Below are 24,772 nucleotides of genomic sequence, written 5' to 3' on the forward strand. Positions count from 1 at the left end.
TCAGCAGACATCGCCACCACCCAGCAGCAACGCGCTGTTGACCCCGCCCACCTGGTAGTTGAAACTCAGCGCCCGGTCGAACTCCAGCGGACGCGTCCTCGTCCCCGGCACCGGGTCGAACGTGCAGACGGGCGAAGGGGTTTCGCAGTTGGCCGTGGGACAGACCCGGCCCTCGCGCATCATCATCAGCGTCAGCGCCGCGCCCAGATTGCCGAGCGGCGCCCCGCTGTGGCCGAAGCAGGCCTCCTGCGAACTCACCAGTACGCGCTCGGACTCCTCGCCCCACAACGCACGCACCGCGTTGGACTCGATCCGGGTGAACAGCGCGTCGCCCTCGCCTCCGCCGTTGACGTACGGGATCCGTCCCAGCGAGGTGTGGTCGCCCAGGGCCCGGCGGGCCGCCTCGGCCAGCCCCGTACCACTGGTGTCGATGGCGACCGCGCTGTTCAGCCCGCCGCGCGTGGTGGCCTGGCCGAGGATCGCCCCGTGTGCCCGGGCGCCGCGCGCGGCGGCGTGCTCGCGGCTCTCCAGGATCAGGGTCACCGAGCCGTCGCCGTAGTTCATGCAGTCGCCCGCCGCGTCGTACGGGCGCATCGACCGGTCGTGCCGGGGTGCGGCCGGCGGATCGTCGTTGTGCCGCACCGTCACCCCCTCGCGCTCCACCACCTCGCGCAACCGATGCCCGTGCAGCACCCGTTCGGTGTCGAAGCGGTCGACCCCGGTGACGACGACCAGGTCGCTCTGGCCGGAGGCGATCATCACGCGGGCGATGCCGAGCAGCACGGAGGAGGAGGCGCAGCCGCAGCTCACCGTGTAGTTGGCGCCGGTGGAGCCGAGCAGCGCCGCCTGGACGGGACCGACATCGCTGGAGGTGCCCGCCACCAGCAGCCGCACGAAGAGGGACTTGGCGTCCGCCGGGCTGATCGTCGCCGGGTCGGCGTCGTGCCAGGCGCGGTAGCTGTCGTAGTTGCTGTCCACCCCGGCCCGGGCGGTCAGTACGTCCGCGCCCCTCAACTCGCCCGCACGGTGGTCGAGTCCGGCGTCCTTGCACGCCTCGGCCAGCGATACGAGGCCGTAGAGGTGGACGTCGGCGTAGCTGCGCAGATAACGGGCCGGCATCTCCGGCAGCAGCTCACCGAACGCCTCGCGCGCACCGCGCACGGTGCCGTGGTGGAAGCCGTCGCGCTCGACATGGCTGGCCCCGGTGGAGGCGGTCGCCCAGACCTGCCCGGCCTCGCGCACCGGCTCGTCGCCCGCGCCGGGCAGGCAGAAGCCCATCCCGGTGACCAGGGTGTCCCGGTGGCCGGGGACCCAGGGCCGGGCCGCCGGGGCCGACAGCTGTTCCGGCAGGGGCGGCTCGCCCTGCCGCAGGCCGTGCTCCTTGCTCACAGAGCCCCCGCGTCCACGTTGACGGCCTGCCCGGTCATCCCGCCGGAGAGGTCGGAGAGCAGGAACAGCACCTGGGCGGCGACCTCCTCCGGACGGACCAGGCGGCGCAGGACGGTGCTGTTGACCGCGCGCCTGAGGTACCGCTCCCAGGTCAGGTCCGGCGGGCCGTGGTGCTTGGCGATGGCGGCCATGAAGGGGTCGCCGTACCGTTCGCCGTCCGTGGCGGCCGGGCTGTCGGTGAGCCCGGGGCAGACCGCGTTGACCCGCACGCCGAAGGCGCCCAGCTCGGCGGCGAGCGCCTGCGTCATTCCGTTCAGCCCGAACTTCGAGGCGCAGTAGGAGGTGTTGGCGGGCAGCCCGCGCTTCCCGGCGATGGAGGAGACCATCACGATGTTGCCCTCGCGGCGCTCCATCATTCCCGGCACCACCGCACGGGCGACCCGGAAGGCCCCGAGCAGGTTGATGTCGAGGGTGGCCATCCACTGGTCCTCGTCCTGGTCGCAGAGGAACGCCTGGTTGCGGGCCTCACCCGCACAGTGCACCAGCCGGTCGACCGGGCCGAGCTGCTCCTCGGCCGCGCGGACGGAGGCGCGCACGCTGTCGGCGTCGGTGAGGTCCCCGGGGACCGCCACCGCCCGCCCGCCGTCCGCCTCGATCCGCTCGGCCAGCAGGCGGAGCTCCTTCTCGCTGCGGGCCATCAGCGCCACTCGGGAGCCGTGGGCGGCGAGCATCGTCGCCAGGACGGCGCCTATCCCGCTGCTGGCTCCGGTCAGAAAGGTGGTCCTGCCCTGGAGCAAAGTGGGCGCGAAGCCGCTGGTCATGCTGTTTTCTCCGCTTTCTCGGGGAGGTCCGCGCGCGCGGTTGCCGTGCTCGCCCCCGCGGTCCGTTCCGCAGGGGCCGGACTCGGGGGCCGGCCGGCCGGGGGCAGGACGCGGGCGGGCAGTCCGCCCGCGTCGACCTCCAGCACGGTGCCGGTCACCGAGGGGTTGTCGGCGGCGAAGGCGACCGCCTCCGCCACGTCCTGCTCGTCGCACCAGCGGCGCAGCGGCACATGGCGCCGGAGATCGGCCATGTAGGCCGCGTGCCGCTCGCTCGCCGCCGAGCGGCGGCGCAGCGCCTCGCCGTCGACGACGCCGGGCGCCACCGCGCTGACCCGGATGCCGTACTCGCCCAGCTCGACCGCCCAGGTGCGGGTCAGCGCCTCCACGCCGGACTTGGCCGCGCAGTACGCCGACTGCCCGTACGCGCCGTGGCGGACCGTGGAGGAGATGTTGACGATGGCCCCGGGGGTACCGGCGGCCAGCATCGCCTGCGCCGCGTGGCGGCCGACCAGGAAGGTGCCGGTGAGCAGGGACGTCACGACCCGCTCGAAGTCCTCCAGCGGGTGCGGGGAGAGCAGCGGCGGGCCGCCGGGCCGCTCCTTGACGCTCACCAGGCGGCGGGAGAAGTTGTTCCCGGCGTTGTTGACGCAGAGCCCCAGCGGCGGGGCTTCCCCGGCCAGCCGCTCGAAGAGGGCGGCCACCGAACCCTCGTCGGTGACGTCCGCCCGTACGGCGTGCAGGACGAGACCGTCGTCGGCTCCCGCCTCGACCGCCGCGTCCAGGCTCTCCGGGGCGCGCCCGCAGATCACGGTGTGCCAGCCGACGGAGGCCAGATGGCGGGCGATGGCCGCGCCGAGGCCGCGGCTGCCGCCGGTGACCAGAGCGGTGCCGCGGTTCCCCCTGTGCAGAGGAGCACGTGATGGCTGATCAGACACGGCAGAGCAGCCCTCCGTAGTACCAGCCCGAGCCCACGGTCGGCGTGTAGCAGAGGTCCCCGGGCTTCAGCCGGCCGTCCCGCGACATCTCGGAGAGCACGATCGGCACCGAGGCACTGCCGGTGTTCGCCCGTGTCTCGTAGTTGGTGACGAAGCGCTCCTCCGGGATGCCGAGGCGTTCCCGCACGGCGGTGTGCAGCCGGCCCGTCCCGGGGTGCGGCACCACCCAGTCGATCTCCTCCATCTTCGTGCCCGAGCGGGCCAGCATCCGGGCCGCCAGGTCGGCGTGGGAGTCGGCCGCGATGGAGACCAGCTCGGGACTGCTCTTGATCCATCCGTTGGGCGGCAGGACGGTGACCGTCTCCCGGCCGGAGCCGTCACTGATCAGCAGTGAGTCCCACAACCCCCCGTCCGCCTCGGCCCCGCGGGACAGCACGGCCGCACCGGCCGCGTCGCCCACGATCAGCTCGCCCTTGCTGCCCGGGCGCACCCGGCGCGAGAACCGCTCACTGGCGACGACCAGGGCATGGCGCCAGGCGGTGTGCGCCCCGAGGAGCGCCGCTGCCGTCTGGACCCCGTGCACGAACCCCGTACAGGCGCCGCACACGTCGAAGGCGAGCGCCCGGTCCGCACCCAGCAGGTGCGCGGCGTGCGGGCCCCACTCGGGGACGAACTGGCGGTCCGTCCAGTTGCTGAAGACCAGCAGGTCGACCTCGGCGGCCGTGACGCCCGCCTGTTCCAGCGCGGCACGGGCGGCGCGCACCCCCATGTACGCGGGGGTCTCCTCCTCGTCCGCCACGTGCCGGCTGCGGACGTCGAGCCGGCCGATGACGGCCTCGTCCACGGTGCTGCCCGCGGAGGCGTCGGCGTTCCCGTTCTCGACCAGGAGGCGTGGGTAGTAGTGCCCGAATCCGGACAGGCGCAGACCGCTCTCGCGCCACAAGGGGGTCTCGTCGTGCATCTCTCGTCTTCCCGTACGGTGCGGTGGCTGCAGGGGGCCGTCCGGCGGATGGGGGATCGCCGGGGTCACGGAATCCGCAGGAGCATCGCGCCCCAGCTGAAGCCGCGGCCGATGCCGATCGTCGCGACGAGGTCGCCGGAGCGGATCTTCCCGGAGCGGAGGTTCTCGGAAAGGCAGCTGGGGATGGAGGCGCTGGAGGTGTTGCCGCGCTCCCGGATGTTGGTGAGAAGCTTCTCGCCGGGGATCCCCAGCGTCCGGCACACCTGATTGATCATGTTCAGGTTGCCCTGGTGCGGGACGAACCAGTCGACGTCGTCCACCGTCAGCCCGTTGCGCTCCAGGATCTCCTGGCCCACGTGGGAGAGCAGCTTCGGACCGACCGCGCCGACCTCCCTGCCGCGCATCAGCATCTTGTCGTTCTCGTCGATGTCGAACGCGTCGAAGTACGAGCCGTCCGCGTGCAGCGCCACGTCCAGCAGCCCGCGCTCCTCGGTGTCGGCCGACCAGACGGCCGCCGCCGCTCCCGCGCCGAACAGCGCCGAGTAGCGGTAGTCGAAGTTCAGGATCGGGCGCGGGTTCTCCGCGCAGACCACCAGCGCGTTGCGCATCCCGAGCGCCGGGAGCATCGCGGCGGCGGCCGCGGTGCCGTACATGAAGCCGGCGCAGGCCACCGAGGTGACGTCGAAGCAGGTGGCGTGGCGCAGTCCGGCCTGCTTCTGCAGCGGCAGCGAGATGTCCATGTAGTTGTTGGTCGCGCTGGAGGGGTTGGTACGCGGCCGGGTGGTGGAGGTCGTGCCGATGACGAGGTCGATGTCGTCGGGCGCCAGTCCGGCGGCGGTCAGGGCGTCGTCCACCGCCCTGGCCGCCATCTCCACGGCGCGCTCCTTCTCGTCGGCCGGCCAGTGACGGCTGACGATCCCGGTGTTCTCGCGGATCCAGGCGTCGTCGATGCCCAGCGCGTCGAGCTGCTCGAAGTGGGCGTTGGTGACCGGCTCGCCGGGGAAGTAGTGGCCGATCCCGGCGAGCCGCACCGGGGCGATCGCGGTGGGCGGCAGGGGGCGGAGGTGGGCCGTCGCCGGGTCGGGGGCGGTGGTGGTCATCGGTAGCAGCCTTCCGGGTCCATGGTGCGCAGCAGGGCCAGTTCTTCGGTGGTGACGGCCTTCTCGTCGGCCAGGAACCGGCTGACCCCCGTGGAGCCCTCGGGGAAGGTCCAGCCGGTGAGGTCGCGTACCGCCGCCTGCGGCCCGTCGGGGAGGTCCTGATCGGTGCGTCCGCGGCCCGGCACCGGCGGCAGCCAGCTCGTCAGCTCGAAGGGCGTGCCGGGCGCCGGGCGGGTGAAGCGTCCGAACTGGCTGACCACATCGCGGACCCGCAGGCCCGGACTGGTGAGGTGGGTCAGCCGCGGTACGTAGCGGCGGGCCGAGGCGACCGCGACGACCACGCAGTCCACGGACGAGGCGATGTCGTTGGCCCCGCCGGAGCCGGTGATCCAGCGGCCGTCCGGCAGCAGCGTCGTGTTGATGTTGGCGTCCGGGTCGATCTCCGCCGCCGAGAGCACGCCCAGGCAGCGCGGGTTGGCGGCCACGGCCCCGCCCAGCGTCTCCGCGACACCGGCGAGCATCTGCGAGCGCTCGGCGTGCCGCTGGCTGAAGAGGAAGACGTCGCCCGGCTCGGGGTCCATGGACTGGAGGCCCAGCTCCGCGGCCACGTGCACCTGGATGCCGTCGTTCGCCAGCAGCCGGGCCGCCAGCCACGCGGACATGTGCGAGGTGCCGATCCCGGCGAGCAGCGTGTCGTACCCGCGCTCCCGGACCAGATCGGCGACCGCGCGGGCGCCGAGCACGATGAGCTGCTCCTGCTCGGTGGGAGCGCCGGATCCGTCCGCCGGGCTCCGGTCCTTCTCCGGCGTTCCCGGGGGAGCGGGGAAGAGCAGCGCGGCGCGGCGCTCCCCGCCCAGCCGCTCCAGGTACTCGGCGTGGCTCCCCGTCCCGCCGACCCACTCCTCGTACCAGGCGGCGGCCGTCTGCGGGTCCTTGCAGGCGGCCACGATGTCGGTGAGGAACGCGTAGTCGTCCACGTAGCCGTCGACACCGGCCAGTCCGCCCGTGCGCAGCGACTGCGGGTGGGCGCCGAGCGGTGCCTGGCACAGGCCCAGCACACGGCCGGCGGGGACGACCACCCGGTCCGGCATCGCCGCGATCACCTCGTCGTCGACGATCGCCTCCACGGAGGCCAGCACGCCCTCGGTTGCGGCGTACGCGGCCCACGCGCCCTCGCCCAGCGGGGGACAGGCCACCACGTTGCCCCGGCGGTCGGCGGCGACGCCGTGGAACAGGGTGAAGCGCGGACGCAACGGGCTGAGCAGGGTGACGGACCGCTCCGGGTCCTCGGGGTGGGGCACCAGGTGGAGGCTGCCCTCCTTGCCGTTGCGCAGGTCGGTCTCGGCGAGCATCGAGCCGGTGGTGGCGAAGGGCTGGCCGAGCGCCGCGGCCATCAGCCGCTGGGTGTAGCTGAGCAGCGACCACATCTCCGCCTCGAACGGCTTGCCCTCGGCGAGTTCGCGGTAGAGGCGGTTGGGGCGCGGCGAGGGAAAGGTGTCACCGACGAAGCCCGTGATCACCTTGCGCACCGCACCGGAGAGGGCGAGCGCGTGGGCGCTGGAGTGCACGGCGGTGGTGCTCACCGTCAGGCTGTGGCTGCCGGCGAAGGCCCGGCACACCGCGTTGAGCAGGGCGTTGGGCCGTGACATCGTTGCCGCCGCGTGCACGTGGTCGCCCTCGCGGACGAAGCGGCGCACCAGGTCGTCGGGTCCGGTGGCCAGGTAGGGGGCGGGCCGGTGGCCGGCGGCGGAGGGGCGTGCGGGGGCTGTGGTCATGCGTGCTCCAGGGCCATGACGGAGGTCTGCGAGCCGAAGGCGAAGGACAGCGAGACCGCGAGGTCGATCTCGGTGTCACGCGGCCCCTCGGCGACGTGGTCGTAGTCGCACTCGGGGTCCGGCGTGAGGTGGTTGGCGGTCCGGGCCAGTCGCTGGTGGTGGAGCATCAACGAGGTGGCGGCGACGTTGATGATCCCGGCCATGCCGAACGTGTGGCCGTAGATGGGCTTGTTGGAGCCGTGCGGCGGCAGGTCGGCGTCGTCGTGGCGCGGCAGCAGGCGGCGCAGGGCCCGGCTCTCGGCGATGTCGTTGTACCGGGTGGCGGTGCCGTGGCCGCAGACGTAGCCGATCTCCTCGGGCTTGCGCCCGGCGTCGTCGAGCACGCCCGCGACGACCGAGGCGGTGACGTCACCGACCAGGTCCATGCTGGTGGCGTGGTCGGCCTCGTTGAGGGCCCGGTGGCCCAGGATCCGGGCGTAGATCCGTGCGCCGCGCTCCCGGGCGGACGACTCCCGTTCCAGGCAGAGCGTCATGGCGCCCTCGCCGAGGGCGAATCCACGCCGGTTCCTGTCGTAGGGGCGTACGGCGGTGGCGGGATCGTCGCTCTCCGGCGAGAGCACTCCGTCACCGAGGGCCAGGTAGCAGCGGGCGACCTCGGGGACGATCGGGAACTCGTGCCCTCCGGCGAGGACCACGTCGGCGCTGCCGGAACGCAGCTCGCGCAGGGCGAGGCCGATGGCGTGGTGGCCACCGACGCAGGCGCTGCTGAGGGTGGTGACCAGGCCGCTCGCGCCGACGTCGATGGCGGCCAGCGTGGCCGGGCAGCCGGCGAGACCGCGGAACATGGCCGTCGCCTTGCCTCCGTACGGGTCCTGTCCCGAGTCCGCCGCGAGGGTCTCGGTCCACCAGGACAGCGGGCCGCGGGACGAGGACTGGATGATGCTCAGGCGCTCCGGGGCGATCTGGCCCCGGGCGATCCCGGCGTCCTTCAGCGCGTCGCTGACGGCGGCCATGGTCGCCAGGATGTCCCGGTTGTACTTCGCGGCGTGCGCCGGGAGGAGGTGCGGCAGCCGGGTCGCGGCGTCGAACTCGCCCAACTGCGCGGCCGCGTGGACGGGCAGCCCGGCAGCGGCGAACGCGGGCTTCTCCAGCCGGCTCACCTGTGGGGTTCCTGTGGAGACATGGTCCCAGAAGTCATGGACATCGGTGGTGCCGGGCAGCACGCACCCGATGCCGGTCAGCACGACGGGATCGGAGAGGTCCGGGGAATGGGCTCGGCTGCTGTCCATGAACCGAAGCTAACTGCTCCTACATGAGCCTTGCTACGGCCGTCAAGTACTCATGTACGCCATATGTGATGACTGCCGGTACTCGTTTTCCGGGTCCGTACGTCGACAGCTCGCGACTCGGACGCCGAAGCCCGTGGCGCGCCCGTACACGCGCCGACGGCCCGGCACCTCCCTCGGGGAGGTGCCGGGCCGCTGCGGGCGTGCGGTTCAGGCGTTCTTGATGTCGCGACGGTCCACGGCGTAGGTACCGGCGGCGACGACCACGACCGAGAGGGCCGCCAGGAGCACGGTCCCGCCCCAGGGGAGTCCGTTGAGCAGCGGGTCGTTGCCCAGCGCCCACTCCCAGGGGGAGACGTTCGCCAGCGGCTCCAGGCCGTCGGACATCGGCGCGATGGCGTGCAGCAGGTACCCGACGACGAGCACGCCCGCCGCCGCGCCCAGAGCGGGACCGCGCCCGAAGCCGAACCCGACGACGGCGTACGCGATCCCCGCGTGCAGCACGGCCAGCAGGGCGACCGTCAGCGTCACCGCCGCCACCCCGCCCCCGGAGACGTCCATGTCCAAGGAGACGACCGAGCCGTACACCGACAGCCAGACCAGGACGCTGGTGAGGGCCAGGCCGAAGACCACGCAGAGGAAGCGCACCAGAAAGACCCGGCGGCGGGCGACCGGCAGCGCGAGCAGCAGTTCGAGCCGTCCGGCCTCCTCGTCCCCGCCGGTCAGGGCGGTGGTGGCGGTGACGGCCATCAGGCCGAGGAGCAGCGGCAGCAGGACCGCGTACAGGTTCCCCTTGAGGTAGCCGCTCGCGCTGCTGATCTGGTCGATCCCGAACGCCGCGGCCACCTCCGGGGACACGCCGGAGGAGAAGTCCTCCAGGGCGCCGGAGTCCTCCATCGAGGGCCAGGCGCCGACGACGGAGAGTGCGAGCAGGACCAGCGCGGCCGACCAGGCGATCAGCGTGCGCTTCTGAATCTGTACTCCGCGCCGGAAGATCTCCGAACTGGGCGATGACATGTGTTTCCCTTCCGGCCGGCCCGGGGGAGCGGCCTTGGTGGCTGAGACCCGTGGCGGTGGCGTCCGGCGGTCGCTACCGCACCGGGTCGGAGGCCGAGGAGGGCTCCTCGGCCGTGGAGCTCCGGCTGCCGGGGACGTCCTGCCGGTAGTACTCCAGGAACGCGTCCTCCAGGTCCGGTTCGGGCGCGGTGAGCGTCGTGATCCGGTGACCCGCCAGCAATCTCAGCAGCGCGTCGGGCGAGCCGGCCCACGCGAGGGAGACCTCCTGGCCCTCCGGTCGCCGCCGCTCCACGGCCGATGCCCCGTCCAGGGCGGCCAGCGCGGTGAGCGGGACGTCCTCGCCCTCCGCGAAGGTGATGTGGAAGCGCTGGGCGGCCCGGCGGCGCAGTTCCCGGGTCGGCCCGGAGGCGGCCAGCTCGCCGCCCTGGAGCACCGCGACCAGATCGGCCACCCGTTCGACCTCGGAGAGGACGTGCGAGGAGAGGAGCACGCTCTGCCCGTTGTCCCGGGCCTGCTCGACGGTGGTGAGGAACACCTGCTGCATCAACGGGTCGAGTCCGTTGGTCGGTTCGTCCAGGATCAGCAGTTCCGGCCTGGCCATGAAGGCGCCGACCAGGCCGACCTTGCGGCGGTTGCCGGTGGAGAGCCCGCGCACCTTCCGGGACGGGTCGAGGCCGAACCGCTGGACCAGCTCGTCGCGGTAGGCGGTGTCGGTGAGCCCTCGCAGCCGCCCCCAGGAGACCAGTGTCTGCCCGATGGTCAGCCGGTCGTCCAGCCGCAGTTCTCCGGGCAGGTAGCCGATGCGCCGCCGGACCTCGGGGTCGGCCGGATCCTGGCCCAGCACCCGGACCCGGCCGGAGGTGGGCCGGGAGAGGCCCATGAGCATGCGGATCGTGGTGCTCTTGCCCGCTCCGTTGGGCCCCAGGTATCCGTGGACCACGCCCGGGGGAACTGTCAGGTTCAGCCGGTTCAGCGCGGTGAAGTCACCGAACTTCTTGGTGACGTCGATGCATTCGATGAGAGGGGTCACGTCTCTTCTGCTCTCTCCCCTTGCGTCCACGGCTCATGCGTCCACGGTCGGCCCGGGTCGTCCGGCGAGCATCGAGGGCATCGGGGGTGGGGGCGTCAGCGCCTGGTGTGCGGCGCACACAGATCGTTCACTGGTTACTGAATCTCATGAACAAGGCTAACGGGGCGCCCCGCCCGCCGCAACGAAGCACTCACCGCTCGTGGCCCGAAACGCTCTGGTCACCGGGGTGCGACGGGTCGCGGCCCGCGGCGGACGCGGCCTGCCACCAGTAGCCGTTCTCCACGCCGAGCGCCGCCGTGCGGTCCAGGTGCCCGGAGTCCCGCACCAGCCTGACCCCCGCCTCCAGCAGCGCCGGATCCCTCTCGGCCACGGAGGCCGCCAGCGCCTGAGCCTCGGCGAGCGCCCCGCCGTCGGGCACGGTGCGCTCCACCGCGCCCAGCCGGTACAGCTCGTCCGCCCGTACGCGCTCCTCGGGAATCAGCAGCATCCTGGCGGCCACTCCGCGGCCGACCCGCCGTACCAGCGAGTGCACCGCGCCGCCGCCCGGCACGGCGCCGACCCCCAGCTCCGGAAGACCGAACAGGGCGCCCTGACCGGCCACCACCAGGTCGCAGGCCAGGGCCAGTTCGAGCCCGCCCCCGAGCGCGTACCCCTCGACGGCCGCCACCACGGGGAAGGGGGCCTCGTGCAACGCCGAGAACACGGCACGGAAACGGGAGCGTCGCACCGCGCGGCGCGACAGGTCCCGCCAGTCGGGTTCGCGGGTGTCCGCACCGCTGGAGAAGGTCCCGCCGGCCCCGGTGATCACCAGCACACCCGGTGCGTTCCCGTCCCGGGCCGTCAGGGCTCCCAGTTCACGCGCGAGTCGGTCCAGCATCGCGGTGGACATCGCATTCCGGCGGTGCGGCCGGTTCAGCGTGAGGGTGACCACCCGCCCGTGCCGCTCGACCAGCAGAGGGCCGTCCGCTGCGCCGGCCGCCGTCTTCAGGGGGGTCATCCGCAGGGCCTCAGCATCCTGAACAGCTCCTTGCGCCCGGACACGCCCACCTTCTGGAAGACCCGGCTCGCGTAGTTCTTGACGGTCTGCTGGGTGAGGCAGAGCTCATGGGCGATCTCCTCGTTGGAGCGCCGGCGGAGCAGGAGTCCGAGAATCTCCTCCTCGCGTCCGGTCAGCCGCCACTGCCCGCCCGCCTCGAAGCTCTGTGTCACCGGTACGCGCTCGGACTCGTCGGCCCCCAGGTGCCAGAAGCCGCGCCCGCTCAGCACGTCGTGCAGCCCCTTGACGATGAACTCGGGCGGGCACGACTCGTGCACGAACCCGGCGGCCCCGCCCCTGATGCAGTCCACCACGCTGCGAGGGGTGTTGTCCCTGCTGTAGAGGATGAGCCGGGTGCCGCTCCAGTGCGTCAGATCGCCGCGCACCCTCCGCCACTGCTCGTACTCCACCAGTGCCACGTCCGGCCGGCGCCCGAGGAGGCTGTCGACGGCGGTCGGATGCGGGCAGCCGCCCAGCACGGTGACGCCCGGGTCGCCCCGGAACAGATCGAGAATCGCCTTGCGTATCAAAGGCGACGAGTGCAGGACCAGGAGTCCGGGTCTGCCCTTCTCTGCCATACCAGAACCCCTCGTGCTCAGACAGCGACGGCTGATGCCGCGTCTTCGTTCGATACGTTATGAATGTACTGAACTGCGTTCTCAGGGTGGTGCCCTCCCCGTCCGGCGGATGCCCGCCCCGATGCGGGCGCCGGGGCGGCGGGAAAGTGGGATTACCGCGCCCTTCGGCGCGTGACCGCATTACTGCTCATTACTGCCGGGACGTCATCGCGCATTCAGGCGGAATGCACTCCTCTTCCGGCGGATCCTACTGACGCGTAAATAAACTTGGGGGAACGGGATTCACGGTGCGCGGCACAGTCGTTCCGAGGCCGGTTCCATCGTCGCGGACTTCCGATACCCAGGTTTCGATACGCGCGTTAAGGCCCTGTGACATCCGTGGGAACAGCGGACTCGGGGCGTACGTGCGCCGGCGCGAGGGCCGGTGCCAGCCCGGATCGCGGCAGCGGGGCAGGGAAGCCCGCACGGTCCAGCCGAGGAGGAGTAACCCTGAGGGGCCTGCTGGCTGTGGCACGTTCCTCCCCCCTGATCGTGCGTTTCAGCCCATGATCGCTCAGGGCGCGCGCGGGGTCAAAGAGTGCGTGAGCTCCGGCCCTGAATCCAGGCCAACAGTAACCGGAGAGTTATCACTTGTCATGTCGTGTTGCGACAGGTGGACTTGATGGTCAAGCCGGCCCAGGGGGCGAGGTGTTCGGGGTGTTGAAGGCGACGTTAAAGGGCCGGGCGTGCCGCGGGACGGACCGGATGCCTTCGGCGGGGCCCAGGTCGGGTGCGTGGAGCGGCGGGCGGCGAGCGTTCGGCGGTCCCGGCTTTCCGGTCCGCTTCACAGGCCGGCGGACCTGTGGACGTCGAGTCGTCCGGACGGGCGCGGTCGGGCCGCCGGGGCACTGGTGGACGGTGGCCGGCAGTCGGCGGCGGCCGTGCCGGGGGAAGCTCGTGCGGCCGCCGTCCCGGCCGCCGACGACGAGCGCGCCCTCGGCGGCGAACCGATGCGTGGGAGCCGCCCGATCGGCCGGGGCCGCCGCAGCCGGAGCACGCCACCCGCCGTCGGCACCCGCTCGATGAGCGGTCTGCCGCGTCCGCCGGGGAGCCGGAACCGTCACCGCGCGACTCCGTCCCTGCCTCGGGCGTCGTGTCGCACGGATTCCACGGGACCGGTCCGCTTCGCGGCCCTGCACCGGGCGACCTGGGCTGGAAGGGGCCCTTGCCTCCCAGGATCCCGGGAATGGACGGGTGACCCGTATGACCGAGCAGGTGACGGAGTCGCGGGCCGCGCGAAGCGCCGTCCGGCGTGACGTACCGCAACCGGCGAGGGCGCGGGTGCGTCCGGGCGACACGGCGGGCCCGAACCGGACGAAGGCCACTCCGTCACCTGCCGCCAGGCCCGGGAAGCCCGCTCGTCCCCTCGCTCGGAACCGGTGGGGAGGCGCACTCGGAGGCGGATCCGCCGAGGGGACGGTCGCACACCTCCGGGAGCGCGGGCGGCCGCGGCGCACCCGTCGCGGAGGGTCCGGAGGCCGGTGTCACCGGAGAGTCCGCGGGTGCCGCCGCCCTCAGGTGCTGACGTGGCCGGACCGCCTGCCCGTCGCGGCGCCGACGCCACGTTCACGTGGTGTTCACGCGGCCGCGGGGTGCCGTCGGCGCCGAAGGCCGTGTCACCGTTTCCCGCGGCGCGTACGGACATCCCGCAGCGGCGGCACCGGCTCGCCGGCACCGGGGAGGGAGGGGTGTGTGGGTCTCGTGAGGGTCGCCGAGCGTCCTCCCGGGCAGGCAGGTCACGGCCGCCCGCCTGCTAAGATCATCGGACTTTCAGCAGGCTGGCGGCGCGTCATGAACGCGTACGGGGGACAGTCTCTAAGGCCCCATCGCTGAGGAGTTGAGGCTTGGTCCGCCGTAGGCCCGCGCCGTTCCACGGCCCGGACCCGTCCCGCGCGCGCGGGCCTGCCGAACTCCCGGCGCGATGCGACTTGAAGAGAGTCTCATGACGTCATTGATCGGGGATCCGCTGCTGTGGATCCTGCTTGTGGTGCTCGCTGCCGCGGTGTTCGCGGTGCAGCGGGCCCGGAGAACCAATCTGGCGCTCCGAAGAACGAAGGAGGACCTGGAGACCCGGCTGGGCCAGGCCCAGGGCCGGATCGGCCAGCTCCAGGAACACGTCGCCGCCCAGGACACCCGGCACCGCGGTGACCTCGCGGACGTCCGCGCGGACGCGGAGTCGTCGACCAAGGCGGTGCTGAAGTCGGCGATGGGCACGCTCCAGTCGCTCGCCGAGGAGCAGCAACTGCTGCTGGACGGGCTGTTGCAGAAGTACGGCAACGACACCGAGGTGCTGGCGGACCTGATGTCGGTGGACCACACCGGCAGTCAGTTCAGCCGCCGGGCCAAGGGCATCTCGGTGCTGTGCGGCGGATGGCTGGGCCGGCGCGAGGGCGTGGCGACCGTCTACGACGTGGCCCGCAGCGCGCAGGGCCGCATCAAGGACTTCAACCGGGTGAGCATCCACGCGCAGGCCAGTGTCGCCGTCACCAGCAAGGCCGTCGAGCCGGTGGCGGTGGTCCTCGCCGAGCTGCTGGACAACGCGACCACGTACAGCGCTCCGGGCACACCGGTCGAGGTCAACATCCAGGCCGTGCCGACGGGCGTGTGCTTCATCGTCGACGACGCCGGTCTGGGCATGGACCAGGAGACCAAGGACCGGGCGGCGGCGCTGCTGTCCGCCGACGGCCCCGTCGACATCACCGGCCTCGGCGACCCGCCCCGGTTCGGGTTCGCGGTGTGCGGCATGCTCGCCGCCCGGTACGGCTTCGCCGTCTCCGTCGGTTCGGTGTCCCCCTACGGCGGAGTGCGCGCAGTGATCCGAGTGCCGGAAAGCCTTCTGGCGGCCGAGGCCGCCGCTCCCGCCGAGCCCGTCCGGGAGCCCGCGGACCGGGGCGGGGAGAGCGCTCCGCAGCGGCTGGCGCCCGTTCCGGTCGGCCCCTCGCACGTGGTGGGCACGACGACCGGCGGACTGCCCAAGCGCCGCCGGCGTCAGGGGCCCATCTCGGTGGTGCCGGCCCCGCAGGACACGGCCGGCACCGGCCAGCAGACGTCCGAGTCGGACGGTGAGGTGACCGCGTCGCGCCTGGGGGCGTTCGCGCGCGGCACCCAGCTCGGGCGGACCACGAACACCACGGAAGGACCTGACCACCAGTGAACACCGACCTGTCGTGGGTGCTGAACGACGTGCTCGAGGTGCGGGGCGCCCGCCACGCGGTCCTCGTCTCGGGTGACGGCCTGCTGCTGCAGCGTTCGGACGAGATCTCACGCGACGACGCGGAGACGAACGCCGCCGCGATGAGCTCCATGCAGTCCCTGAGCCGGGCGGTCGCCGGTTTCGTCGGGGCGGGGCACGGCATCTGGAAGCAGACGCTGCTGGAGTACGACGGCGGCTGGATCTTCCTGATCGCGGCCGGGCAGGGCGCCTACCTCGCCGTCTCGGCCGCGCTGGACGTCGACATGGAGGCCATGTCGTTCCGCATGCAGAAGACGGTGGCGGCGCTGAGCAAGGCGATGAGCGTGGCGCCGCGCTCCGACAACGGTGTCGGCATATGACGACACCCGGCGAGGAAGTACCCGTCACCAGTGACTTCGTCCGCTCCTACGTCATCACGGGCGGCCGGAGCCTGCCGTCCTCGGACGAACTCGCGCTGCACACCTTGGTCACCCTGGCTCCCGAGCGGACGCTTCCGCTGGGGGCCGGCCCCGAGGTCAGGGCGATCTGGGAGCTGTGCGCGGGCGGCTACCTGTCGGTCGCCGAGGTGGCGGGCCACCTCGGCCTGCCCGTCGGGGTGGCCCGGCTGCTGCTCACCGATTTAGCGGAACAGGGGCACCTGCTGCGCCGGGCCGAGCCGCCCCGGGCCCAGAACGTTGACAGAGCGACCCTCGAGAAGGTTCTGAATGGACTCCAATCCCTCATCGGCTGAGACGGCCCAGAAGTCCATCTACGTCTCCAGCGCGGTGACCAACGCCGCCAAGATCCTCGTCGTCGGGCACTTCGCCGTGGGCAAGACGACCTTCATCGGCTCGTTGTCGGAGATCACTCCGCTGCGCACCGAGGAGAAGATGACCCAGGCGTCCGTCCACGTCGACGACCTGCGGGGCGTGGCGGACAAGACCACCACCACGGTCGCCCTGGACTTCGGCCGCCTCACCCTCAGCGACGACCTGGTGCTGTACCTGTTCGGCACCCCGGGACAGCAGCGCTTCATGCAGCTGTGGGAGGACATGGCCCGCGGCGCGCTCGGGGCACTGCTCCTGGTCGACCCCGGACGTCTGGAGGAGACCTTCCCGGTCATCGACCTCATCGAGCGGTACGGCCTGGAGTACGCCATCGCCGTCAACTGCTTCGACCCCGCCGCCACCTACGCCGAGGCCGAGGTGCGCGAGGCGCTCGACCTGCTCCCGGACACCCCCGTCGTCTACTGCGACGCCCGCGACCAGCGGTCGTCCGCCAGGGCGCTGATCGCCCTGGTGCGACACCTGCTCGACCGCGCGGCCTGACCGCCCCGCGCCCGCCCGGACCGGGAACAGCGGTTCTTCGACCACTAAGGAAGACTCCATGGACCCCCAAGCACCGTCCGCCGTCACCGCCGGCAGATGCCCCATGCACGACGCCGCGTTCGCCGCCGACCCCCAGCAGGTCTACGACCGGCTGCGCGCCCACGCCCCGGCCGGGCCCGTCGAACTCGCCCCCGGCGCGGACGCCACGCTGGTCGTCGGCTACGAGACGGCGCTGCGCGTCCTGCAGAACACCGAGCTGTTCGCCCGCGACGCCCGCCGCTGGAAGGCGCTGGGCGAGGGCCGCATCGGCATGGACAACCCGGTGCTGCCGATGATGGCGTACCGGCCCAACTGCCTGTTCACCGACGGGGCGGTGCACCTGCGGCTGCGCAAGGCCGTGGTGGACAGCCTGGCCCGGCTCAACATCACCCGGATCCGGCGTGACGTCGAGCCGATCGCCGACTACCTGCTCGACCGGTTCAGCGAGCGGGGCCGCGCCGACCTGCTCAACGACTACGCCAAGCTGCTCCCGCTGCTGCTGTTCAACAAGCTGTTCGGCTGCCCCGCGGACATCGGCGACACCCTCACCACCGCCATGTCGGCGATCTTCGACGGCAAGGACGCGCTGCGCGCCGACGAGGACCTCACCGCCTGCCTGATGGAGCTGATCGCGCTCAAACGGCGCCGGCCCGGTGACGACGTCACCTCCTGGCTGATCCAGCACCCGGCCGGGCTGACCGACGAGGAACTCAAGGACCAGCTGGTGATGCTGATGGGGGCCGGCGTCGAACCCGAACGCAACCTCATCGGCAACGCCCTGGTGCTGCTGCTGTCCGGGGCGGGCGGCCGGCAGAGCGGCATGCTGATCGAGGAGGCCCTCGAGCACGTGCTGTGGAACCAGACGCCCATCGCCAACTACGCCACCCACTACCCGGTCCAGGACGTCGACCTCGGCGGCCACGTGGCGGAGGCGAACACCCCGGTCGTCATCTCCTTCGCGGGCGCCAACAGCGACCCCGCGCTCGCCGAGGCCCGCCGCACGCACAGCAAGGGCGCCCACCTGGCCTGGGGAGCCGGCCCGCACGCCTGCCCCGCCAAGGACCCGGCGCAGGTCATCGCGACCACCGCGATCGAACGGCTCCTCAACGCGCTGCCCGACCTCACCCTGGCCGTGCCGGAGAAGGACCTGCAGTGGCGCCCGGGGCCCTTCCACCGGGCCCTGGTCACGCTGCCCGTGACCTTCAGTCCCACACCCGCCACCCGGATGGCGTCCGCGCTCCAGGACCGGGCCCCGGCGCCGGGTGCGCAGCAGTCCCGCCCGGCGGCGTCCGCGCCGGTCGGGCAGGAGCCGGCACGGAGAAAGGGATTCTGGAGCAGCTTCCTGGACATCTTCCGTGTCTGACGCACGGCATGTGACAGGGGCAACACGCAGGGGTGCATGACACCGGAGGACGGAAGGGTAGGTTCCGGCGGTGTTGATCGGTAGCGCCCAGCAAAAGGAGCTCTGCGTGACCGCCGTTGGCGACATACGCGGCACCAGCCACGACCGCCGAGCCGTCATCTCCCTTCTCCGCCGCCTGCGTTCCGGCGAGGGGCAGGCCGACCCCCTTCCCATATGGGAGGGGATGCGCGCCCTGGGGGACGTCGTACGCGCCCCCTGGGGCGGTTACTTCGTCACCGGGTTCGAGGCATGCAGCCAGGTCCTGCGCGGCAGGAACTGGCTGGTGCCGGACTTCGCCTGGCAGGAGCGGCAGCCCGATCCGGAGCGCTGGCAGGCCCTCGCCACCCGCGAGATGACCCGCACCCTGCCCCGCCTCAACGCCCCGGCGCACACCTGCCAGCGGCGCGCCCTGGGCAACCCGTTCGACCGCACCACCCTGGAGAGCATCCGGCCCAGGATCGCCGCTCTCGCCGCCGGCCTCCTGGACGGCCTCGAGGAGCGGCTGCGCGCCGACGGGGAGGCCGACTTCGTCACCACCGTCGCCGAGCAGCTCCCCCTGCTGACCGTGGGCGACTGGCTCGGCATCCCCCCGGAGCACCACGCGCACATCCTGGACTTCACCCACCGGCAGGTCTACGCCCAGGAACTGCTGCCCACCAAGAGCGAACTCGCCGTGTCGGCACAGGCCACGCTGGAGATGCGGGCCTACTTCACCGAGCTGATCCGGCAGCGGCGGGCCCGCCCCGGCAACGATGTCCTCACCGGCTGGATCCACCACTGGGACGCCCGGTACCCCGACGACCGGGCCGCCGCGGACCAGGTGATCTACGACCTGACGATGTTCGTCACCATCGCCTCGCTGGAGACCAGCGCGGTGCTGCTGGCCAACACCGTGTGGTTCCTCACCCGGGACCCCTCCCGCGCCGCATGGCTGCGCCGGCACCCGCAGCACATCGACGACGCGGTCGAGGAGACACTGCGCTACGACCCGCCGGTGGTCGTCAACTCCCGCGTCGCCGCCGACGACACCGTCCTCGCCGGCACACCCATCGCCAAGGACACCACCGTCCACGTGCTGTACGGAGCGGCCGCCCACGACCCCCGACGCAACCCGGACCCCCATCGCTTCGACATCCGGCGCGGCGGCGGCCACCTCACCTTCGGCGGCGGCGCCCACTACTGCCTCGGAGCGGCGCTCGCCCGGCTGGAGGCCCGGGAACTGCTCACCCAGGTGCTGGAACGTTTTCCCACGCTGCGGCCCCTCGCACCCCCCGCCTACGACACCTCCCGGGTCGTCTTCCGCCGCATCACCTCCCTGAAAGTCACCGCATGAACACCCTGCCCCTCGCCGAACCGGCTGCCGGACTCCCCTCCGGGCCTCCCCCCGACCGGACGCTCAAGACCCTGCGCACCCTGCGTCAGGGACCTCTCCTCACCGTCGAACTGAACGTCCCCGAGCAGGGCAACGCCGTCACCGACGCCATGCTGGACGACCTCCTCACCGTCCTCGACGACCAGGACCCGGCGGTACGGGTCCTGGTGCTGGCCGCCGCCGGCGACGACTTCTGCCTCGGCGGCGACCGCGGCGAGTTCGCCGAGCACCTCGCCCTCGACCCCACCGGCGGCGGCATCCGCGCCTCCGGGACCCGCGCCCGGCGCGTGTGCGAGGCGTTGACCGCCAACCCCGCCGTCACCATCGCCCGTGTCCAGGGCAGAGCCATCGGCGCCGGACTCGCCCTCGCCCTCGCCTGCGACCTGCGCGTCGGCGCCGACACGGCCACCTTCCGCCTGCCCGAACTCGCCCTCGGCCTGCCCACCGCCTGGGGCGGGCTGCTCCCGCGCCTCATCAGCGAGGCGGGGGCCGCCCGCGTCCGCGAGATCGTCCTCACCGGGCGGGTGTTCGACGCCCACGAGGCCCACTCCCTGTCGGTCCTGCAGAAGGTCGTCCCCGGCGACGCACTCGACGCGGCCGTCACCGCCTGGGCCAAACCCGTCCTGCGGCGGCCGGCCCCCGCCCTGCGGGTCACCAAGGCGCTGCTGCACTCCCTCACCGCGTCCACTCGCCTCGCCGACGCCGCGGTCCTCGACCCCGAACTGATGGCGGCGGTCCTCACCCAGCAGCACCGGCCCGGCTGACCCCGGGCGTCTCCCGCGGGACGCCGGGCGTGCCCCGCCACGCCCGGCATCCCGCGGCACCGAAAAACCGTTGCGTCCCGGTCCCCGTGACCGGATTCTTGTGCCTCATGCCCTACGCGACGCGCCCCGCGGCGCTCACCGACGCGCCCGCCGTCACCGAACTGCTCAACAAGGTGGACGAGATCGAGATCGGCCGGCCCGAGACGGACCTGCACACCGTCGAGGCCGATCTGAAGCATCCCGGTACCGACCTGGAGCGGGACTCCTGGCTCACCTGGGACGGGGACCTCCTGGTGGCGTACGGGCTGCTGTGGGACGAGTCCGACGGCGAACGCATCGACATCGACCAGTACGTCCTGCCCGAGCACCAGGGGGCCGCCGCCCGGATGCTGGAGGCCATGGAGACCAGGGCACTGGAGAAGGCCCGCGAGAACGGGGCGGAGCGGGCGGTGGTGCATCTGCACCTCAACACGGCGCCCACCCTCGACACCGGACTCCTGCGGGCACGCGACTGGCGGATCGTACGCCGCTACCACGTGCTGCGCCGCCCCCTGGACCCGGCGCGGGACCCGTTTCCCGAGGCGCCCGCGGGCGTGCGGGTGCGCAACTGCGCCGCCGAGGCGGACCGGTCGCGCGTCCACGAGCTGTACCAGGCGTCCTTCGCCCACCACTTCGACTTCCAGCCGCGCACCTGCGAGACGTGGCTGCACGACATCGACGCCGAGGGGCTGGACTGGTCCCTGGTGTGGATCGTCGGCACCGAGGACCTGGGGGACGCGGGCTTCCTGCTCGCACGGGACGACCGCGAGGCCATGGGGTGGATCCGCAGCCTCGGTGTGCTGCCCGCGGCCCGCGGCCGCGGACTGGGCGGATTCCTGCTGCGGCACGCGTTCGCGGCGTTCGCGGCGCGCGGGCGGGACACCGTCGGGCTCGGCGTGGACACGCAGAACGCCACGGGGGCGCCCCGGTTGTACGACCGCCACGGCATGACGGTCCACTACGCCGTCGACACCTGGGAGGCGACGGTCGGCTGACGCCGGCTGCAGCAGACTGCCCCAGTACGTCCGGAAAACGGGTCAGGACCAGCAGCACGACCACGCCGTACCAGCCGGCCAGCAGCAGCCGGTGGCTCTCCAGGACCGGGTACAGGACGGCACGACCGCGACCGGCCCGCGCCCCGGCCGGACGTGCGTCCGGCCGGGGCGCGGGCGTGCGGCGACCCGGTGGGTCAGTCGCGGGCGACCTGGGGAGCGATGTCCTCGGTGTAACCGCGGGCCGGGGCGGTGGACTCGGCGGCGGCCGTGCCGGAGCCGCAGAAGGCGGCGTCCAGCGTGGCGCCGAGCGTGGCGTTCACGGTTCCGTTGTTGGAGGTGTTCGCCAGGGAGGTCATGCTGCGGGCGCCGTCAGTGGTGGTGAAGGCGTAGGTGTAGTAGCCCTGGACGGTGCCGGTGTGGCCGTAGACGGTGGTGCCGCAGGAGAGCTTGCGCGCCCGCAGCCCCAGTCCGTAGGACTGCTTCCCGTCCGCGGTGACCGGGACCATGGCGGTCATCTCCTCCAGCTGTTCGGCGGGCAGGAGCCTGCCGGACAGCAGCGCGGAGAAGAAGCGGTTGAGGTCCTTGCCGTTGGAGATGACCGCGCCCGCGGACTGGGCCCAGGAGACGGTCTGTTCGGTGGAGTCGACCAGCGGCAGCGTGGTGTCGTCCTGCCGGAGGTAACCGCGGGCGTAGGAGCCGGAGAGGGTCGTCCGCGGATGGACGTACGAGGTGTTCCGCAGCCGCAGGGGAGCGAAGATGCGCCGCTGGTACTGGGTGGCGACCGGGGTGCCGGTGAGGTGCTCGACGATCTGCCCCAGCACGACGAAGTTGGTGTTGGAGTAGCTGTAGGCGGCGCCCGGCGCGTTGTTCAGGGGGCGCGCGGTGGACAGGTCGATGAGCTCCTGGTAGCTGAAGACCTTGTTCCGGACCGCCTCGAAACCCGGGACGGTGTTGTGGAACATGTCGTTGGTGTAGTCGTACAGGCCGCTGCGGTGGCTGAGCAGGTGCCGCACGGTGATGCGGTCGTCGGGCAGCGGCTGGGGCAGGTAGCGGTTGGCCGGGGCGTCGAGGTCGACACGTCCCTCGGCGACGAGTTGCAGCAGCACCACCGCGGTGAAGGTCTTGCTGACGCTGCCCACGCGGAACCGGCGGCCGGTGTCCATCGCTTTGTGGGCGCCGGTGTCGGCCTCGCCGGTGGCGACGTGGTAGGTGGTGGAGCCCTCGTCGATCCGGGTGAGCGCTCCGGGAGCGCCCTGGGAGAGAGCGGTGTCGTGCACGGTGCGCACGGCGGTGAGGTCGGGGGAGGGGAGGGAGGGACTGTCCGCGAGGGCCGGGGAGGCCCCCAGAGTGACGATCAGGGTGGAGCCGGCGAGCACCAGGCTCACATCTTTGATCCGCATCCGCATCTTTCTGATGGTGGGGAACCGGAGGGTGCCCGCGACCTCGGGTCTTCCCAACCTCCCTTGCCCGCAGGGAAGTCGGAGGATCCACCGGCGGCCGGCGCGGCACCCGGGGCATCGTAGTCCACCATCAGCCGCCGACCGGGCGTCAGGAACCCGGCCACCGCGGCGCGTGGCGACGGGGGCGGACCGCCGAGTGGCCGTCCGCCCCCGTCCGGTCCTACTTGCTGAGCCAGAGGTCGGGGCCGAACACCTCGTAGTGGACGTCCTTCGGGCTGATCCCCCGGGTGAGCAGGTCGCCGCGGACGGCCTGCATGAAGGGCAGCGGGCCGCACAGGAACGCGCTGACGCCCTCCCGCAGCGTCGTCAGCCGGGCCACATCGGTCAGACCCCTCCATGTTTAAGGGGGTGTGATCCGTGCGACTCCCCCGCGCGCCCGCTTCGGTCCCGCCGAGGGTGAACACCGGGCCGTGAGGCGTCGCCTGCGGAAGCTTGACGCTCCGGAGGGGTGAAAATGCCTTTCGGCTCCCAGCAGCATCACGGAAGAAAATTTCGAGGACTCGCACACCCCCACTCACAGCGAGGCGCGACCGCACCATGAGCGACGAGAACAAGCATCACGCCACCGCCACCGCCGCCGCCATCCTCCCCCTGGTCGGAGGTGCACAGAACGTGACGTCGGTGGCCCACTGCATGACCCGTCTCAGACTGGGTCTGCACGACCGCTCCCTCGTGCGGGAGGAGCAGCTCAAGGCGCTTCCCGCGGTCATGGGCGTCGTCGAGGACGACACCTACCAGATCGTGCTGGGGCCGGGAGCGGTGGCGCGTATCGCCCCGGAGTTCGAGGCCCTGGTCGAGGCGGAGGGGGCCGCGACGGCGTCCCCCGCCCCGGACCGCGGGGACGGACCGGTGGCGGCCGAGGCGCTCGCCGCGCGGGGAGCGGCGCTCAGGGCGCGGTGGAAGGCGAGGAACGCCACGCCGTTCAAGCTGTTCCTGCGCCGGATCGCGAACATCTTCGTGCCGCTGATCCCCGCGCTCATCGGCTGCGGCGTCATCGCCGGTCTGAACGGACTGCTGGTCAACCTGGACTGGCTGCCGGGGATCACCCCGGCCCTGGCCGCCACGGCGTCCGGGTTCATGGCGCTGATCGCCGTCTTCGTCGGCCACGACACGGCCAAGGAGTTCGGCGGCACTCCGGTCCTGGGCGGCGCCATCGCGTCGGTCATCGTCTACGCCGGAGTGGCGGACGTCGAGGTGTTCGGCCGGCACCTCTCGCCGGGACAGGGCGGCGTGCTCGGTGCCCTGGGCGCCGCGTGGCTCGGCGTGTGCGTGGAGAAGTGGTGTCGGCGCCGGGTCCCCGAGGCCCTCGACGTCCTGGTGACGCCCACCGTCACCGTGCTCGTGGCCGGACCGACGACCCTGTTCGGACTGATGTTCCTCGCCGGGGAGGTCTCCACCTGGGTCGGGGACGCCGCCGACTGGCTGCTGTCCCACGGCGGCGCGGGCGCCGGGTTCCTTCTCGGGGGCCTCTTCCTGCCGCTGGTCATGCTGGGCCTGCACCAGGCCCTGATCCCCATCCACACGACCCTCATCGAGGGCGCCGGCTTCACCGTCCTGCTGCCGATCCTCGCGATGGCGGGTGCGGGACAGGTCGGTGCGGCGATCGCGGTCTACTGCCGGCTGCGGCACAACACCTCGATCCGGGCGACCGTCAGATCCGCGCTCTGGCCCGGCTTCCTCGGCGTCGGAGAGCCCCTCATCTACGGGGTGTCCCTCCCCCTGGGGCGTCCGTTCGTCACCGCCTGCGCGGGAGGAGCCTTCGGCGGCGCGTTCGTCGGCTTCTTCAACCAGCTGGGCACGGACGTCGGTTCGACCGCGATCGGCCCCTCCGGATGGGCGCTGTTCCCCCTTCTCGACGGCAACCACGGCCTGGGGCGGACGGTCGCCGTCTACGCCGCCGGCCTGGTCGTCGGTTACGTGACGGGCTTTCTCGCCACCTACTGCCTCGGCTTCACGAAAGCCATGCTCACGGAACTCGACACGGCGCCCGCCCCCGCGGCGGAGGGCCGGCCCGCATCCGCGGAGCGGGCCGACGAAAAGGTCTGACCCGGTCCGGAACCGCCGTTCCCTCAAGGCCGGCACGGCGGATCCGGCCGGGTCATGACGGCCGGGTCATGACGAGGGAGCCCTCACGCGGACGCGGGCGGGCCGGCGCGGTCGTGCCGCCGGCCCGCCCGGCTTGTGCCGTGCTCCACCGCGGACCGCAACGACGGCTGTACGGTGCTGGGACGACC

At 72.3% G+C, this 24,772-nt stretch carries 21 protein-coding genes and 1 pseudogene; 9 read left to right on the top strand and 13 right to left on the bottom strand.

The features are described from left to right. From ACZ8ZB_RS32470 to ACZ8ZB_RS32520, 11 genes are all read right to left on the bottom strand, one after another. Complete coding sequence (locus ACZ8ZB_RS32470; protein WP_470741140.1) at window positions 1-1,389, bottom strand: beta-ketoacyl synthase N-terminal-like domain-containing protein; 1,389 nt, start codon at window positions 1,387-1,389, stop codon at window positions 1-3. Continuing rightward, a complete protein-coding gene (locus ACZ8ZB_RS32475; protein WP_470741141.1) occupies window positions 1,386-2,210 on the bottom strand; it encodes an SDR family NAD(P)-dependent oxidoreductase in 825 nt (274 codons plus the stop codon). Before ACZ8ZB_RS32475 ends, ACZ8ZB_RS32470 begins: the two co-directional genes overlap by 4 nt. Beyond that, complete coding sequence (locus tag ACZ8ZB_RS32480) at window positions 2,207-3,145, bottom strand: SDR family NAD(P)-dependent oxidoreductase (RefSeq protein WP_470741142.1); 939 nt, start codon at window positions 3,143-3,145, stop codon at window positions 2,207-2,209. Before ACZ8ZB_RS32480 ends, ACZ8ZB_RS32475 begins: the two co-directional genes overlap by 4 nt. After that, window positions 3,138-4,106 carry a ketoacyl-ACP synthase III gene (locus tag ACZ8ZB_RS32485; protein ID WP_470741143.1) on the bottom strand — a complete coding sequence of 323 codons (969 nt, stop codon included), beginning with the start codon at window positions 4,104-4,106 and terminating at the stop codon, window positions 3,138-3,140. Before ACZ8ZB_RS32485 ends, ACZ8ZB_RS32480 begins: the two co-directional genes overlap by 8 nt. Window positions 4,107-4,171: 65 nt before the next feature. Next, the gene (locus ACZ8ZB_RS32490; RefSeq protein ID WP_470741144.1) at window positions 4,172-5,206 is read right to left on the bottom strand and encodes a ketoacyl-ACP synthase III; all 1,035 of its coding nucleotides are present in this window, start codon (window positions 5,204-5,206) and stop codon (window positions 4,172-4,174) included. Beyond that, window positions 5,203-6,981: a CoA-transferase gene (locus ACZ8ZB_RS32495; protein ID WP_470741145.1), complete on the bottom strand. Its 1,779-nt coding sequence runs from the start codon at window positions 6,979-6,981 to the stop codon at window positions 5,203-5,205. Before ACZ8ZB_RS32495 ends, ACZ8ZB_RS32490 begins: the two co-directional genes overlap by 4 nt. Then, a complete protein-coding gene (locus ACZ8ZB_RS32500) occupies window positions 6,978-8,270 on the bottom strand; it encodes a beta-ketoacyl-[acyl-carrier-protein] synthase family protein (RefSeq protein WP_470741146.1) in 1,293 nt (430 codons plus the stop codon). The genes ACZ8ZB_RS32495 and ACZ8ZB_RS32500 overlap by 4 nt, the downstream gene beginning before the upstream one ends. 207 nt (window positions 8,271-8,477) lie before the next feature. Continuing rightward, a complete protein-coding gene (locus ACZ8ZB_RS32505; protein ID WP_470741147.1) occupies window positions 8,478-9,284 on the bottom strand; it encodes an ABC transporter permease subunit in 807 nt (268 codons plus the stop codon). A 73-nt stretch (window positions 9,285-9,357) separates the two neighbouring features. After that, window positions 9,358-10,314, bottom strand: a complete 957-nt coding sequence (locus ACZ8ZB_RS32510) for an ABC transporter ATP-binding protein (protein WP_470741148.1) — start codon at window positions 10,312-10,314, stop codon at window positions 9,358-9,360. A gap of 190 nt (window positions 10,315-10,504) precedes the next feature. Further along, window positions 10,505-11,311, bottom strand: coding sequence for an enoyl-CoA hydratase/isomerase family protein (locus tag ACZ8ZB_RS32515; protein ID WP_470741149.1), 807 nt, complete (start codon window positions 11,309-11,311; stop codon window positions 10,505-10,507). After that, entirely contained in the window at window positions 11,308-11,928 is a 621-nt protein-coding gene (locus ACZ8ZB_RS32520) for a helix-turn-helix transcriptional regulator (RefSeq protein ID WP_470741150.1), read from the bottom strand. The genes ACZ8ZB_RS32515 and ACZ8ZB_RS32520 overlap by 4 nt, the downstream gene beginning before the upstream one ends. A gap of 1,981 nt (window positions 11,929-13,909) precedes the next feature. Between ACZ8ZB_RS32520 and ACZ8ZB_RS32525 the strand changes: the two genes are divergently transcribed. From ACZ8ZB_RS32525 to ACZ8ZB_RS32560, 8 genes are all read left to right on the top strand, one after another. After that, window positions 13,910-15,121, top strand: coding sequence for an ATP-binding protein (locus tag ACZ8ZB_RS32525; RefSeq protein WP_470741151.1), 1,212 nt, complete (start codon window positions 13,910-13,912; stop codon window positions 15,119-15,121). Next, entirely contained in the window at window positions 15,118-15,519 is a 402-nt protein-coding gene (locus ACZ8ZB_RS32530) for a roadblock/LC7 domain-containing protein (RefSeq protein ID WP_470741152.1), read from the top strand. The genes ACZ8ZB_RS32525 and ACZ8ZB_RS32530 overlap by 4 nt, the downstream gene beginning before the upstream one ends. After that, on the top strand, window positions 15,516-15,890 hold the full coding sequence (locus tag ACZ8ZB_RS32535; protein ID WP_470741153.1) for a DUF742 domain-containing protein: 375 nt from the start codon (window positions 15,516-15,518) through the stop codon (window positions 15,888-15,890). The genes ACZ8ZB_RS32530 and ACZ8ZB_RS32535 overlap by 4 nt, the downstream gene beginning before the upstream one ends. Further along, window positions 15,865-16,467 (top strand): GTP-binding protein, encoded by a 603-nt coding sequence (locus ACZ8ZB_RS32540; protein ID WP_470741154.1) that lies wholly within the window; start codon window positions 15,865-15,867, stop codon window positions 16,465-16,467. The genes ACZ8ZB_RS32535 and ACZ8ZB_RS32540 overlap by 26 nt, the downstream gene beginning before the upstream one ends. 103 nt (window positions 16,468-16,570) lie before the next feature. Continuing rightward, complete coding sequence (locus tag ACZ8ZB_RS32545) at window positions 16,571-17,869, top strand: cytochrome P450 family protein (RefSeq protein WP_470741638.1); 1,299 nt, start codon at window positions 16,571-16,573, stop codon at window positions 17,867-17,869. 106 nt (window positions 17,870-17,975) lie between these two features. Continuing rightward, the gene (locus ACZ8ZB_RS32550) at window positions 17,976-19,241 is read left to right on the top strand and encodes a cytochrome P450 (protein WP_470741155.1); all 1,266 of its coding nucleotides are present in this window, start codon (window positions 17,976-17,978) and stop codon (window positions 19,239-19,241) included. Continuing rightward, on the top strand, window positions 19,238-20,044 hold the full coding sequence (locus ACZ8ZB_RS32555) for an enoyl-CoA hydratase/isomerase family protein (RefSeq protein ID WP_470741156.1): 807 nt from the start codon (window positions 19,238-19,240) through the stop codon (window positions 20,042-20,044). Before ACZ8ZB_RS32550 ends, ACZ8ZB_RS32555 begins: the two co-directional genes overlap by 4 nt. Before the next feature lie 107 nt (window positions 20,045-20,151). After that, on the top strand, window positions 20,152-21,078 hold the full coding sequence (locus ACZ8ZB_RS32560; RefSeq protein WP_470741157.1) for a GNAT family N-acetyltransferase: 927 nt from the start codon (window positions 20,152-20,154) through the stop codon (window positions 21,076-21,078). A gap of 194 nt (window positions 21,079-21,272) precedes the next feature. On the opposite strand, the gene ACZ8ZB_RS32565 is transcribed toward ACZ8ZB_RS32560, so the two are convergent. Both ACZ8ZB_RS32565 and ACZ8ZB_RS32570 read right to left on the bottom strand, forming a co-directional pair. Beyond that, window positions 21,273-22,478: a serine hydrolase domain-containing protein gene (locus tag ACZ8ZB_RS32565; protein ID WP_470741158.1), complete on the bottom strand. Its 1,206-nt coding sequence runs from the start codon at window positions 22,476-22,478 to the stop codon at window positions 21,273-21,275. A 220-nt stretch (window positions 22,479-22,698) separates the two neighbouring features. Further along, a pseudogene (locus ACZ8ZB_RS32570) lies at window positions 22,699-22,869 on the bottom strand (hemin transporter); the annotation flags it as partial. Between the two features lie 206 nt (window positions 22,870-23,075). On the opposite strand from ACZ8ZB_RS32570, the gene ACZ8ZB_RS32575 reads away from it, so the two are divergent. Further along, on the top strand, window positions 23,076-24,584 hold the full coding sequence (locus ACZ8ZB_RS32575) for a PTS transporter subunit EIIC (RefSeq protein ID WP_470741159.1): 1,509 nt from the start codon (window positions 23,076-23,078) through the stop codon (window positions 24,582-24,584). The last annotated feature ends 188 nt before the right edge of the window (window positions 24,585-24,772 follow it).

This window comes from Streptomyces sp. 12E (genome assembly GCF_055633275.1).